This window comes from Streptomyces sp. CB01201 (assembly GCF_002803085.1).
Lineage (GTDB): Bacteria > Actinomycetota > Actinomycetes > Streptomycetales > Streptomycetaceae > Streptomyces > Streptomyces hundungensis.
Map to the genome: position 1 here is coordinate 171,998 of NZ_NNBJ01000004.1, position 13,688 is coordinate 185,685.

Consider the following 13,688-nt stretch of genomic DNA (forward strand, 5'->3'; position numbering starts at 1 on the left):
GTGTCTGCGGTTGGAAAAAACTACTGGGGTTAACGAGGTGTGAGGTTTAACACGCAACGGGGAATTGCCTTGCGGCGTCGGCTTCCGGCAGAGTCTTGGATCCGTCAGGCCCCGCATACGGCACCCCTGTATCCCGGGTACCCCGGTACCCACGCAACTCAATAGCTGAGCCGTATGCCGCCCGCGCATCACGTGGCACTTCCCGCAAGGGAGTTGCCCATCGGGTCAGTTCCTCCCGTGACCCAGTAGTTGGGAGGAGAGAGCCAGGGGCACGATTGCGTCCGCGAGGTCACCCGTGCGGATGCTGCTGGAAGGAAACCGTGTGAGCCGGATCTCGGTCCGGGGGTTCGCGGTGGCATCTGCCACTGCGGTCACCACCGTTGGCGCCGTTGTCGGCGTTGCCGCAGGAAGCCCTGCCGCCGCTTCGAACGACAACTTCGAGGCGACCGCTGCCGACACGACGCTTCTTGCCGACATCCCCGCCGGCCAGCAGGCCCAGGTGCAGACCGCGTCCCTGACGCAGCAGGCGGACGCGCAGTCCGCCCAGGCGAGTGCCACCGCGAAGAAGTCCGCCGAGGAGGCCGCGCGCGTTCGGGCCGCCGAGGACGCGAAGTCCAAGAAGGACGCCGCGGACAAGGCGAAGGCCGACAAGGAGGCCGCCGACGCCAAGGCCCGCGACCTGGAGACCCAGGCCGCCAGCCGCTCGTCGAGCCGCACGAACTTCGCGGTCAAGAGCTCGTACTCGATCGCCGAGGTCCAGGCGATCGCCCAGCAGATCGTTCCTTCGGGTCAGTTCCAGTGCTTCAGCCACATCGTGAACAACGAGTCGAGCTGGGACTACACGGCCACCAACGGCGGTTCCGGCGCCTACGGCCTCGTCCAGGCTCTGCCCGGCAACAAGATGGCCTCGGCCGGCTCCGACTGGCAGACCAACCCGGCCACGCAGATCAAGTGGGGCCTGAACTACATGAACGACCGCTACGGCAGCCCCTGCGGCGCCTGGTCGTTCTGGCAGGCCCACAGCTGGTACTAGAGATCGTCAGGTAGGCCGGCCCGGCGAAGAACAGCCAACAGCCGCTCAACCTTCCGGAGCCCCGCACCGTCCTTCGGTGCGGGGCTTCGCCCGTGTACGGTCAGAATCACGTTTCGGGGGTACGCGGTGGGGCGACTCAACATCGGGGAAAAGGGAAATGGCGGGATCATGTCGAGAGTGCCCGGTTTGCTCGGACGGCTAGGCGCCGGACTGACCCGCATGGGAGAGCGTCTGGACGAGCGCAGGGCGGCGGCGGAGGCCGACGCCGAGCTCGACCCGGTCATCGTCGATCCCGCGCCCCCGGTGTCCGTGCAGGGACCACCGCCCAGGAAGCCGCCCGCCGCCCCCGCACCCGAGCCGTCGGGCGGGCCGTCGGCCGAGCTGGAGCCGGCCGACGAGCACGCCCCCGAGCACGTGCCGCCGCCGCCCTCGTACGCGCCCGCGGTCTCCGCCCGGCCCGATCCGGTGGACGCGGTGCCGTGGAGTATGCGGGTCGCCGCGGCCGTCGGCTGGCGCCTGCTGGTCCTCGCCGGCTCCATCTACGTGCTGACGCAGATCATCAGCGCGGTCAGCCTGGTGGTCCTCGCGTTCGTGGCGGCCCTGCTGATCACCGCTCTGCTCCAGCCGACGGTCGCCCGGCTCAAGCGGATGGGGCTGCCCAGGGGCCTGGCCACCGCGCTCACCGCGATCTCCGGGTTCGTCATCATGGGGCTCGTCGGCTGGTTCGTGGTCTGGCAGGTCATGGACAACCTCGACGATCTGTCCAGCAAGGTGCGGGCCGGTATCGAGGAGCTCAAGCGCTGGGCCCTGAACAGCCCGTTCCACGTCACCGAGGACCAGATCAACCAGATCGCCAAGAACCTCAGCGACACCATCGGGGCCAACACCAACGAGATCACCAACGCCGGGCTCCAGGGCGTGACCGTCCTCGTCGAGGTGCTCACCGGGATACTGCTCGCGATGTTCTCGACGCTGTTCCTGCTGTACGACGGCCCGAAGATCTGGCAGTGGGTCCTCAACCTGGTGCCGGAGGCCGCCCGGCCGGGTGTCGCGGGCGCGGGGCCCAAGGCCTGGCGCACGCTCACCGCGTATGTGCGCGGCACGGTGATAGTCGCCCTGATCGACGCGATCTGCATCGGCATCGGCATCTACTTCCTGGGCGTGCCCATGGCGGTGCCGCTCGCCGTGTTCATCTTCCTGTTCGCCTTCATCCCGCTGGTCGGCGCGGTCGTCTCGGGCGCGCTCGCCGTGGTGGTCGCCCTGGTCACCGACGGCGTGTTCAACGCGCTGATGGTGCTGCTCGTGGTCCTGGCCGTCCAGCAGATCGAGGGCCATGTGCTCCAGCCCTTCATCCTGGGCCGCGCGGTCCGGGTGCACCCGCTCGCGGTGGTCCTGTCGGTGGCCGCCGGCGGACTGGTCGGCGGCATCGGCGGCGCGGTGGTCGCGGTCCCGCTGGTCGCGGTCACCAACACGGTGGTCGGCTATCTGCGGAAGTACTCCCGCGAGAACGCGCTGCGCAGTGCCCAGGCGGTCGAGGGCGCCCCGCCGGCCGCCGTGGTGCCCGCCGTGACCGCGGACCGCGAGTAGTCCGGCCCGTACGCATGCCGAAAGGGCCCCGCCGGTGCGCTACCGGCGGGGCCCTTCTGGTGTTCCGTACCTGTTCCGTACGCGGTCCTACTGGGCCAGCGCGGCCTCGGAGTCGAGGGTGACGCCGACAGCCTGGATCACCGCGGCGATCTTGAAGGCTTCCTGGATCGTCTCGCGGTCGACGCCGGCCTTGCGCAGCACGTGCTCGTGCGAGTCGAGGCACTGGCCGCAGCCGTTCACCGCGGAGACGGCGAGCGACCACAGCTCGAAGTCGACCTTCTCCACGCCCGGGTTGCCGATGACGTTCATCCGCAGACCGGCCCGCAGGGTGCCGTACTCCGGGTCGGAGAGCAGGTGGCGGGTGCGGTAGAAGACGTTGTTCATCGCCATGACGGCGGCGGCCGCCTTGGCCGCCGTGTACGCCTCGGGCGACAGGTTGGCCTTGGCCTCCGGCTCCAGCTCGCGCAGCACGATCGGGCTGCGCGAGGCGATGGCGGTGGCGAGCACCGTGCCCCACAGCTGCTGGGCCGGGAGCTCGGAGTTGCCGATGACCGAACCGAGGTTCAGCTTCAGGTCCTTGGCGTAGTCCGGTACGGCGGACTTCAGCGCGTCGAGGGACATGGGTTACTCACCGGCCAGCAGCGCGACCGGGTCAAGGGTGTTCTCGCCCTTGGTCCAGTTGCACGGGCACAGCTCGTCGGTCTGCAGGGCGTCGAGGACCCGCAGGACCTCCTTGGGGTTACGGCCCACGGAACCGGCGGTCACCATCGTGAACTGGATCTCGTTGTTCGGGTCGACGATGAAGACGGCGCGCTGCGCGAAGCCGTCCTCGCCCTCGATGCCGAGGTCACGCATGAGCTCGTGCTTCGAGTCGGCCAGCATCGGGAACGGGAGGTCGGTCAGGTCCGGGTGGTCCTTGCGCCAGGCGTGGTGCACGAACTCGGAGTCACCGGAGAAGCCGAGGATCTGGGCGTCGCGGTCCGCGAACTCGTCGTTCAGCTTGCCGAACGCGGCGATCTCGGTCGGGCAGACGAAGGTGAAGTCCTTGGGCCACGCGAAGACCACGCGCCACTTGCCCTCGTAGGTCTTGTGGTCGATCTGCTGGAACTCCTGGCCGCTTTCCAGCGAGACACAGGCAGTCAGGTCGTACGTGGGGAACTGGTCACCAACAGTGAGCACGCGCTCTCCTTGCGAACGAGGAAGCCCGAATCGAGCGGATTCGGAAGCTTCCTACGGGGTTGGACGGATTGCCGATCCTGGCACAGGGAGTATTGATCAGTGAAATAGCTAGACTGGGTCAGCGTGATCGGAGGTGCCTATCAGTGGCCATCAGTAATAGGGGCATGAGCAACCGGGGCAAGCAGCCCAGCCTGGCGCAGTTGCGAGCGTTCGCGGCCGTGGCGGAACATCTGCACTTCCGGGACGCGGCGGCGGCCATCGGCATGAGCCAGCCCGCCCTGTCCGGCGCGGTCTCGGCCCTGGAGGACGCGCTCGGCGTCCAGCTCCTGGAGCGTACGACCCGCAAGGTTCTGCTCTCGCCGGCGGGGGAGCGGCTCGCGGTGCGGGCCAAGGCGGTCCTCGACGCGGTGGGCGCGCTGATGGAGGAGGCCGAGGCGGTGCGGGCGCCGTTCACCGGGGTGCTCCGGCTCGGTGTGATCCCGACCGTGGCGCCGTATCTGCTGCCCGCCGTGCTGCGCCTCGTGCACGAGCGCTACCCCGAGCTCGACCTCCAGGTCCACGAGGAGCAGACCTCCTCACTCCTCGAAGGGCTCGGCGCCGGACGGCTCGATCTGCTGCTGCTCGCCGTGCCGCTCGGTGTGCCCGGTGTCAGTGAACTCCCTTTGTTCGACGAGGACTTCGTGCTCGTCACCCCGCAGGACCACTGGCTCGGCGGTCGTGCCGGCATTCCCCGCGAGGCGCTGCGCGAGCTGCATCTGCTCCTCCTGGACGAGGGCCACTGCCTGCGCGACCAGGCGCTCGACATCTGCCGGGAGGCCGGGCGCACCGACGGGGCGCCGGTGACGACGACCGCCGCCGGGCTCTCCACTCTGGTGCAGCTGGTGGCGGGCGGGCTCGGGGTGACGCTGCTGCCGCGCACCGCCGTCGAGATCGAGACGGGCCGCAACGACCGCCTGGTCACCGGGTACTTCGCGGAACCGGCCCCCTCGCGCACGATCGCCCTGGCGATGCGGACGGGTGCCGCGCGCCAGGGCGAGTTCGAGGAGTTCGCGGCCGCCCTGCGCGGGGCGCTGCGGGGCCTTCCGGTACGGGTGTCGAGGTAGGCCGGCGCCACCCCGCCCGGTGCCGGCGCAGGGCCCCTTCAGCCCCGCTGCCGGCTGCGGACCGTGCCCGCTTCCCGCGCAGTTCCCCGCGCCCCTGCTAGGGCACCCGGTACCCGGCAGTCGCGCCCGCCGCGGCGGAGCCGCGCAAAGGGCACGGCCCCGCGTTCCGCGGCTACTCCGTGCGCAGCCCCTCCGGACGCATCAGCCGCCACAGCGGCGGCAGCGACAGGGCCGTGACGATCAGGACTACGCCCGCTCCGATGCCGACCATCGACACCGCCGGGACCCAGTCGATGGTCACCGAGCGGCCCACCATCCGCAGCAGCACCGAGCCGAGCGCGAGGCCCACCACCGCGGCGAGCGCGAGGCCGAGCGCGACCGGTACCGCGGTCTGCCACAGCACCGACCAGCTCAGGGTGGTGCGACGGGTGCCGAACGCGACCAGCGCCGACAGCAGCTTCTTGCGCTCGCGCAGCTGCTCCAGCATCGACACGAGCAGGCTCGCGCCGATCAGCATCAGCACCGCCGCGGCCCCGATGTAGAGGCCCTTGCGGACCCCGGCGAACCGGGCCGAGGTCTGGAGGTCGCTCAGCGAACGTGCCGAGGTGAGCGGATCGGCCTTGGCGGCCGCGTTCAGGACCCGCTCCTTGGCGAGCTTGTCGCCCGGCGCGGTCGAGACGAACGCCGTCGAGTGGATCGGCAGCTTCGCCCCCCGCGGGAGCGCGCCCGGCGTGACCATGAGGCCGGGGCGGCGCTGGCCCATGGGGTCGGGCCGGGACGCCGCCTTGCGGGTGGTCGGCGGAACGGTCCAGCGGACCGCCGTGCCCCGGGTGGCGGAGCCGCCCGTGGCCGGATCGAGGTAGATCGTGCTGCCCGGCGGCGTGGCAAGCTCCGGCTCCCACGCGCCGCCGGTCGCGATGAAGGTGTCGCCGTCCTTGCACGACGGCAGGGCGGCGGCCTGACCCAGGTCCGCGCAGGTGCCGACCGTGACGGGGATGAAGTGCTGCGGCTCCTTCGCCTTCTCGCCGGCCTCCAGCGAGCCGAGGACCGCCGCACCGGTCACGCCGGACACGCTCTTCAACGCGCCGAGATCGCGGACCTGCTGGTCGGGCGTGGAGTCGCCGAGCGGGACGAACAGCTGGGCCCGGCTGGTGTCCTCGCCGCTCGACTTCACGTAGTCGCCCTCGACGGCACCGAACAGCATTTGCAGCGCGATCGCACCGGCCACCGCGACCGCGATGCCGTTCACCATGCGGGCCGCCGAACCGGACGTCAACTGGAGCCTGCGGACGGCCAGTTGCCAGCCGACCGGGCCGCCGCCGAGCCGGCGCACGACCGCCTCCACCAGCCAGGGCAGCAGTGCGGTCACACCGATGAGCAGCAGGACCGTGCCGCCGATCACCTGGACCTGGTTGAAGGTCCCGCGGTCGCGGCCGCGGCCCATCAGCGGGGTGAGCAGGGCGAGCCCGGCCAGCGGCGGCAGCACCCGCCACCACATGCGCCGTCTGCGCGGCACCGAGGTGCGCACCACGCCGAGCGGTTCGACGACCACAGAGCGCATCGCGAACAGGGTGACCGCGACCGCCGAGGCGGGCACCGCGAGCGCCACCCCCACCGCGAGCAGCGGGCTCGGGTCGAGGTCGGCGGGGAAGACGTTGAGCCCGGCGATCGAGATGTCGCCCACGTACTGGCGCCCGATCACGAAGAACAGGGCGCCGACCACGACGCCGACCACGGCTCCGGCCAGCGCCTCACCGGCCGCCATCCACCGGGTCATCCGCCGGTCCGCGCCCGCCAGGCGCAGCGCCGCGAGCCTCCGGTCGCGCCGGTCGCCGCCGAAGCGCACGGCGGCGGCGATGAACACACCGACCGGCATGAGCAGCACCACGAAGATGATCACGATGAGCAGCGCCAGGACCGGGTCGATCTTCTGCTGCGGCGCCGGGTTGACGAACGCCTTGACCCGCAGCACCTCGGCGCGATCGTTCACCACCTCCTTGCGCTGCTTGAGGAGGTCGCTGCCCGCGTAATAGGCGAGTTCGTGCGGGCCCATCAGGCCCTTGTCCGCGATGGTCGAGACGACCTTGTACGGAAGGCGTTCCCGCAGCAGTTCGCCCTCGGACGAGGCGAGCAGATCGCGCAGGGCGGGCGAGGCGGCCATGGTGCCGGGCGCCGGGAGCGCCGAGACGCCCGGCGGCAGCGGCGCCTCGGGGCCCTCCGGCTGGACCAGCCGGCCCCGTACGTCCGAGCCCTGGAACTGCGTGTCGACGCGGCCGATCAGAAGGGTGTCCGCCGCGGGGCCGCCGTCGACCGAAGCCCCGTAGTCGTTGCGGGCGTTGTCGCGCGCGTTGCGGGCGTTCAGGGCGCCCGGCAGCGCGGTGGTGCCGAGCAGCAGGGCGACGCCGAGGCCCACGCCGACGGCGGTGAGCAGGGTGCGCGTCCAGCCCTCGCGGCCTCCCGCCAGGGCGAACCGGGCGCCGAGCGCGAGGTCGCGGAGCAGGCTCATACGGAGTGCTCCAGCATCATGTCGCGGGACTTTCCGTCGCGTACGACGATCTCGCGGTCCGAGTAGGCGGCGACCCGCGCCTCGTGGGTGACCAGGACGACCGCCGCGTTGGTGGAGCGGGCCGCCTCGGTGAGGAGCTGCATGACGCGCTCGCCGTTGAGGGAGTCCAGGGCGCCGGTCGGCTCGTCGGCGAAGACCACCCGGGGCTGGGTCACGAGCGAGCGGGCCACGGCCACCCGCTGGCCCTGACCGCCGGAGACCTCGCCGGGCCGCTTGTGCCCGAGGTCGGCGACCTCCAGGCGCTCCATCCACTCCAGGGACCTGCGCTCGGCCTCCTTGCGCTTGACGCCGGTCAGGCGCAGCGGCAGTGCGACGTTCTCCACGCACGTCAACTCGGGCACCAGCTGGCCGAATTGGAAGACGAAGCCGAACTCGGTGCGACGCAGCGCGCTGCGCTCGGCGTCCGACATCGCGGACAGCTCGCGGCCGTCGTAGCGGATCGTGCCGGAGTCCGGGGTGACGATGCCGGCGAGGCAGTGCAGGAGCGTCGACTTGCCGGAGCCGGACGGGCCCATCACCGCGACGACCTCGCCGGGATGGATGGAGAACCCGGCGCCGTCGAGGGCCGGGGTGGGGCCGTAGGACTTGTGCAGGTCCTGGGCGACGAGCAGGGAGCCGGCGGGCGTCATGTGCGTACCTCCGAGGCGAGCTGGACGAGGCGGGCGGCGGTCAGTTCGAGCCACCGCAGATCGGCCTCCAGGTGGAACAGGGCGTGGTCGCAGATCAGCTGGTCGCTGAGGTCGCCGTGCCGCTTGCGGTCGGTGAGCACGCGCATCAGGCGCAGGTGCTCGGCGCGCTGGGTGTCCAGGACGTCGCCCGCGTCGCGGCCGGTGAGCAGGGCCAGGACGACCTTGGTGTAGAGGGTCGACTGGAGATAGGGCTCCGGCTTCTCCGGCTGCCTGATCCAGGTCTCGACGTCGGTGACGCCGGCCTCCGTGATGGCGTACCGCTTGCGCTCGGGGCCGCCGCCGGCCTCCACGCCGTCGACCTCGACGAGGCCGTTCTTCAGGAGCCGGGACATCGTCGAGTAGACCTGCCCGTAGTGCAGCGGGCGGTCGTGCCCGAACTTCTCGTCGAAGGCGCGCTTCAGGTCGTACCCGTGGCGTGGGCCCGACTCCAGGAGCCCCAGGAGGGTGTGGCCGATGGACATGGTGTTCCTCTCTTCTCAACTGCCGCAATGAGTAAGGAAGTTCTGAGGGGTCATTCGGTGCGCAGGCCGTCGGGGCGCATCAGGCGCCACAGGGCCGGCAGGCTCAGCAGGGTGACCGCGAGGATCACCGCGGCGCCCGCCCCGGCCAGCGGCAGGAACAGCCACCAGTCGGTGACGGTCTTGCCGATGATCCGCAGCATCAGGGCGCCGAGCGCGAGTCCGCCCGCGACCGCGAGGCCGATGCCGAGCACGACCGGGACCGCGGTCTGCCACAGCACCGAGCCGGCGAGTGTCGCGCGCCGGGTGCCGAAGGCGAGCAGGGCCGCCAGCAGGCGCCTGCGCTCGCGCAGTTGCTCCAGCTGGGAGACCAGCATGGCGGCCGCGATCAGACCGAGCGTGGCAAGCCCCGCGGCCTGGAGTCCGGTCTGGATCCCGGCGTACTGCTGGTCGCGCTCCAGGGTGCGTACGGTCCGGACGCCGAGCAGCGGGGAGACCCGGGCCGCGGTGTTGCGGATGTGCTCGGCCGCGTCCGGGACCCGCTGGTCCACGCTGAGCATGGCCGCGGTGTGGGCCGACGAACCCAGGAGGGAGGCGTCGATCGCCCCCGGGGTGGCGAAGATGCCGTCGTGCTCGGCGCCCGCGGGGTCCGGGCGGGCGGTGACGGTACGGGCCGAGGCGGGCAGCGTCCACAGCGTCGGCGGGACGCCGGGCTCGCCGGCGGAGGTGTCGATCGGCTCACCCGGCCGGGCCGTGCGGTCCACCCAGGCGGCCCTGTCGTGGTCGTCGGAGGGGTGCACCACGAAGGTGTCGCCGTCCGTGCAGGAGTCGATGCGGGCCAGCTCGCGCAGGGTCGCGCAGTCGCCCAGGGTCAGCTCGGTGATGGGCCGGACGTCCTGCGACGCGACCGGTCCGGGCAGCGTCACATAGCTGGCGACCGTGCCGATCACCTTCCCGACGCCCGGAGTCTCGCGGAAGGCGCCGATCATGCGCTCGGCGAGCTTGGCGTCCGGGTATTCGGCCTGGACGGTGTACTGGGCGCGGCTCGCGTCGGCGCCCGTCACCTTGTTGAAGTCGTCGTGGATGCCGACCGAGTACATCTGCAAGGCCACCGACCCCGCGACCGCCACGGTGATCCCGCCGACCGCGCGCGCCGCCGGACCGCTGCTCAACTGGAGCCTGCGCACGGCAAGTTGCCAGGCCGGCGAGCCGCCGCGCAGTCGGCCCACGACCGCCTCCACGAGCCAGGGCAGCAGGGCGATGAGCCCGGCGAGGACGAAGGTGGCGCCCGCGGCGATGCAGAGGGGGGAGAGGTACTCGTACAGCGGGAGGCCGAGGCCGGAGGACACCGCCGAGAGCGGCCCCGAGCTCGCGTCCGGGTTCTGGGACAGCAGGAGCAGGGCCACGCCGAGGGCCGGCAGGACGAGCCGCCACCACAGCCTGCGGCGCCGGGTGCGGCCGCCCCGCACGACGCCCAGGGGTTCGATCACCACCGAGCGCAGCGCGGCCAGGGTCACCAGCACCGCGAGGGCGGGCACGGTCACGGCGACGAGCAGGGCGAGCCAGGGCACGGGCCGCAGGTCGCCCGGGAAGAAGCCGAAGCTCCACAGGCCGACGGGGCCGATGAGTTCGGCGCCGCCGAGGAAGAGCAGGGTGCCGACGCCGAGTCCGAGCACGGCCCCGGCCAGGGCCTCGCCGCCGGCCGTCCAGCGGGTGCTGCGGGCGTCGGCGCCGACCAGTCGCAGCGCCGCGAGCCGCCGGTCGCGCCGTTCGCCGCCGAACCGTACGGCGGTGGCGATGAAGATGGCGACGGGCATCAGGAGCACGACGCAGATCAGGATCACGAACACGACCAGCATCGGGTCGAGCGGCTCGGTCTCGCCGATGTTGCCGAAGCCGGCCGCGCTGGAGGCGCCGCTGTCGGGGGAGAGCGAGGGACTGCCCGCGTAGAAGTAGAGCTCCGAGGGCTCGACAAGTCCGGCGTCGCCGATGGTGGCGGTGATGTCGTACGGCAGCCGTTGGCGCAGGAGTCGGCCTTCGGGGGAGTCGAGCAGTTCGTGCAGTGCGGGCGAGACGGCCATGGTGCCGGGGGCCGGTACGGAGCTCAGGCCCGGCGGGAGTACGGGGTCGGCATCGGCGGGGCGCAGCAGCTTGCCGCCGATGGTCTCGTCCCGGTACTCGGTGTCGGCACTCGCGTACAGGAGGGACGCCTTCACCTGCCCGGTGTTCTTCTCCGAGCCCGCCGAGAACGGCTGCCGGCCGTGGATGCGGTCGGCCCGCTGGTCCACGAGATGGGGCACCGATGCCGCGCCGAGGAGCAGGGCCACGCCGAGGCCGACACCGACCGCGGTGAGCAGGGTGCGGGCCCAGCCCTCCCGGCCGCCGCCGAGGGCGAACCGGATACCGAGGCCGAGATCGTGGAGGCGTCGCTTCATGGGGGACGACTATACGCGGTAGGTATACCTGCCGTGTATACCCGGGGTGCATAGCCCCCTGCGACCGCCCGATTACGGGGCAAACCAGGGCGGTATCGGGGACCTTCGCAACCCTCGGGGCGATTCGATCGTCGGTTCCCATGGGGCAGGTGCTGATTCTCACGTACGGAAAAGGCGTGATCGAATCCGCTTTGTCCATAGGTGCGGTGTTAGTTTTCTGAGCTGATCTGGCGAGTCTGGTGAGTCATATGAAGGCGAGCGACTGAGGTTATGGGCCGAGCGGAAGAGCGGCGCGCCCGGCAGGGCGGGACGCGCCGGGGCAAGCAGAAGGTGAAGAAGAAAGGCATACGCCGGTTCTTCACCTGGAAGAAGATGCTCGGCACGTTCTTCGGGCTCTGCCTCCTCGCGATGGGTGCGTTCTACGTCATCTACCTGATGGTGCCGATCCCGTCGGGCAATGACGAGGCACAGCTGGAGAGCAACGTCTACAAGCTCTCCAACGGCCAGGTGCTCGCACGGTCCGGGAAGGTCAACCGCGAGACGGTGGAACTCAAGAAGGTGCCGCTGCCGATCCAGCAGAGCTTCGTCGCCCTGGAGAACAAGACCTTCTACGACGACAAGGGCGTCGACTTCAAGGGCACCGCCCGCGGCATCATCAAGACCCTGATGGGCAAGGGCGCCCAGGGCGGCTCGACGATCACCCAGCAGTACGTCAAGAACAACTACCTGACGCAGGAGCAGACGGTCTCCCGCAAGTTGAAGGAGATCGTGATCTCCCTCAAGGTGGACCAGCGCTACAGCAAGGACACCATCCTCGCCGGGTACATGAACACCAGCTACTACGGCCGCAACGCCTACGGCATCCAGGCCGCCGCCCAGGCCTACTACGGCAAGGACGTCTCCCAGCTGAACCTGTCGGAGGGCACTTACCTCGCGGCGCTGCTCCAGGCCCCGAGCCAGTACGACTGGCAGGTCGCCGGCAAGACGGGCAAGGCGCTGGTCGAAGGCCGCTGGAACAAGGCCCTCGACAACATGGTCGAGATGAAGAAGCTGACGCCGGAAGAGCGGCAGAAGATCAAGTTCGAGCCGCCCCACGACGCCAAGGCCGACCCCGGGATGCAGGGGCAGACGGGCTACCTGGTCGCCGCCGCCAAGGCCGAGTTGATCCGCAATCACGTCGACGAAGCCCTGCTGGCCCGCGGCGGCTGGACGATCACGCTCAACATCGACCCGGCCAAGCAGAAGCTCCTGGAGAACGCGGTCAAGGAGCAGCTGACCAGCAAGCTCGACCCGAAGAAGCGCAAGGTCGACGCGGACCTCCAGGCCGGCGCGGCCTCGGTGGACCCTAAGACCGGCTCGGTGGTCGCCCTCTACGGCGGCCAGGACTACCTCAAGCACCAGCTGAGCAACGCGAGCAACACCACCTACCAGCCCGCGTCGACCTTCAAGCCGGTCATCCTCGCGGCCGCCTTCAACCAGGGCGCCCAGACGCAGGACGGCAAGCCGATCACCGCCGACACCGTCTACGACGGCGACAGCAGCCGACCGGTCAAGGGGAGCAGCATCGCCTTCGCCCCGCCGAACGAGGACCACCGGGACTACGGCCCCATCAGCGTCCAGGACGCGATGAACAAGTCCGTCAACTCCGTCTTCGCGCAGATGGGTGTGGACGCCCACCTCGACAAGGTGCGGGACACGGCCGTGGCCATGGGCATGAAGTCCATCGAAGGCCTCAACCCCGTGCCCTCCATGACGCTCGGCTCCTACGGTTCCAGCCCGCTCCAGATGGCCGCGGTGTACGCCACGCTCGACAACCACGGCAAGGAAGTCACGCCGTCGATCGTGAAGGCCGCCGAGAACAAGGACCACAAGTACAACAAGCCCGACCCCATCGGCAGCCAGGTCATCAGCCGGGACGCGGCGGACGCGGTCACCTCGGTGCTCACCGGCGTGGTCGACGACGGTACGGCCAAGACGTCGGTGGCCGAGGCCGACAACCGCAACGGCAAGCAGGTCGCGGGCAAGACCGGTACCTCCGACGACAACAAGTCGGCCTGGTTCACCGGGTACACCCCGGACCTGGTCACCTCGGTCGGGATGTGGGGCGAGGCCGCCAGCCCGCGCACGGTGAAGATCGACGGCAAGGACGTGCACGTCCCCACGGGCGGCCAGGTCACGATGACCAACGGCGCCGGGGAGGACGGCCGCGTCAACGGTGGCTCGATCCCCGCCCGTATCTGGGCCGGTTACACCTTCGACGCGGCCAAGGGCGGCGCCGACAAGTTCGACCTGGAGACCGACCAGGGCGCGGCCAAGGAGCCGGTGTACACGCCGTCCAAGACGCCGTCGAACACGCCGTCCAAGACCCCGTCGAACACGCCGTCCAAGACCCCGTCCAACACCCCGTCCAAGACCCCGTCGAACACCCCGTCCAAGACGACGGACCCGACCGGATCGCCCACCGGCACGACCTCGCACAAGCCGAAGCCGCCCACGCCGACATCGAGCAACTCCGGCGGCGCGAGCCCGCCGGACGACCCGCTCGTGCCCAACGCGGGCAACTGACGGCAACCGGAACGGCCGACGGCCCCCACCCCCCGAGCGGGGGCGGGGGCCGTCGGCCGTTCCGCAGGGCGGG

General features: G+C 70.7%; 10 protein-coding genes. 4 read left to right on the forward strand and 6 right to left on the reverse strand.

The window, feature by feature from the left end:
- The first annotated feature begins 322 nt into the window (after positions 1-322).
- Both CG740_RS10975 and CG740_RS10980 read left to right on the forward strand, forming a co-directional pair.
- Positions 323-1,033, forward strand: a complete 711-nt coding sequence (locus tag CG740_RS10975) for a transglycosylase SLT domain-containing protein (protein WP_100574856.1) — start codon at positions 323-325, stop codon at positions 1,031-1,033.
- A 168-nt stretch (positions 1,034-1,201) separates the two neighbouring features.
- Positions 1,202-2,620 carry an AI-2E family transporter gene (locus CG740_RS10980; protein WP_100574857.1) on the forward strand — a complete coding sequence of 473 codons (1,419 nt, stop codon included), beginning with the start codon at positions 1,202-1,204 and terminating at the stop codon, positions 2,618-2,620.
- A gap of 87 nt (positions 2,621-2,707) precedes the next feature.
- Here the strand turns inward: CG740_RS10980 and CG740_RS10985 are convergent, their stop codons facing one another.
- A complete protein-coding gene (locus CG740_RS10985; RefSeq protein ID WP_100574858.1) occupies positions 2,708-3,241 on the reverse strand; it encodes an alkyl hydroperoxide reductase in 534 nt (177 codons plus the stop codon).
- 3 nt (positions 3,242-3,244) lie between these two features.
- Positions 3,245-3,799 carry a peroxiredoxin gene (locus tag CG740_RS10990; RefSeq protein ID WP_100574859.1) on the reverse strand — a complete coding sequence of 185 codons (555 nt, stop codon included), beginning with the start codon at positions 3,797-3,799 and terminating at the stop codon, positions 3,245-3,247.
- A gap of 164 nt (positions 3,800-3,963) precedes the next feature.
- On the opposite strand from CG740_RS10990, the gene CG740_RS10995 reads away from it, so the two are divergent.
- On the forward strand, positions 3,964-4,902 hold the full coding sequence (locus CG740_RS10995) for a LysR substrate-binding domain-containing protein (protein WP_100574860.1): 939 nt from the start codon (positions 3,964-3,966) through the stop codon (positions 4,900-4,902).
- A 172-nt stretch (positions 4,903-5,074) separates the two neighbouring features.
- On the opposite strand, the gene CG740_RS11000 is transcribed toward CG740_RS10995, so the two are convergent.
- The 4 genes from CG740_RS11000 to CG740_RS11015 are packed head-to-tail and all read right to left on the reverse strand — an operon-like array spanning position 5,075 to position 11,050.
- Complete coding sequence (locus tag CG740_RS11000) at positions 5,075-7,408, reverse strand: ABC transporter permease (protein WP_100574861.1); 2,334 nt, start codon at positions 7,406-7,408, stop codon at positions 5,075-5,077.
- A complete protein-coding gene (locus CG740_RS11005) occupies positions 7,405-8,097 on the reverse strand; it encodes an ABC transporter ATP-binding protein (RefSeq protein WP_100574862.1) in 693 nt (230 codons plus the stop codon). The genes CG740_RS11000 and CG740_RS11005 overlap by 4 nt, the downstream gene beginning before the upstream one ends.
- Complete coding sequence (locus CG740_RS11010; RefSeq protein ID WP_100574863.1) at positions 8,094-8,618, reverse strand: PadR family transcriptional regulator; 525 nt, start codon at positions 8,616-8,618, stop codon at positions 8,094-8,096. Before CG740_RS11010 ends, CG740_RS11005 begins: the two co-directional genes overlap by 4 nt.
- Before the next feature lie 50 nt (positions 8,619-8,668).
- Positions 8,669-11,050: an FtsX-like permease family protein gene (locus tag CG740_RS11015; protein ID WP_100574864.1), complete on the reverse strand. Its 2,382-nt coding sequence runs from the start codon at positions 11,048-11,050 to the stop codon at positions 8,669-8,671.
- Between the two features lie 270 nt (positions 11,051-11,320).
- Between CG740_RS11015 and CG740_RS11020 the strand changes: the two genes are divergently transcribed.
- Positions 11,321-13,615, forward strand: a complete 2,295-nt coding sequence (locus CG740_RS11020) for a transglycosylase domain-containing protein (protein WP_100574865.1) — start codon at positions 11,321-11,323, stop codon at positions 13,613-13,615.
- Positions 13,616-13,688 lie beyond the last annotated feature (73 nt).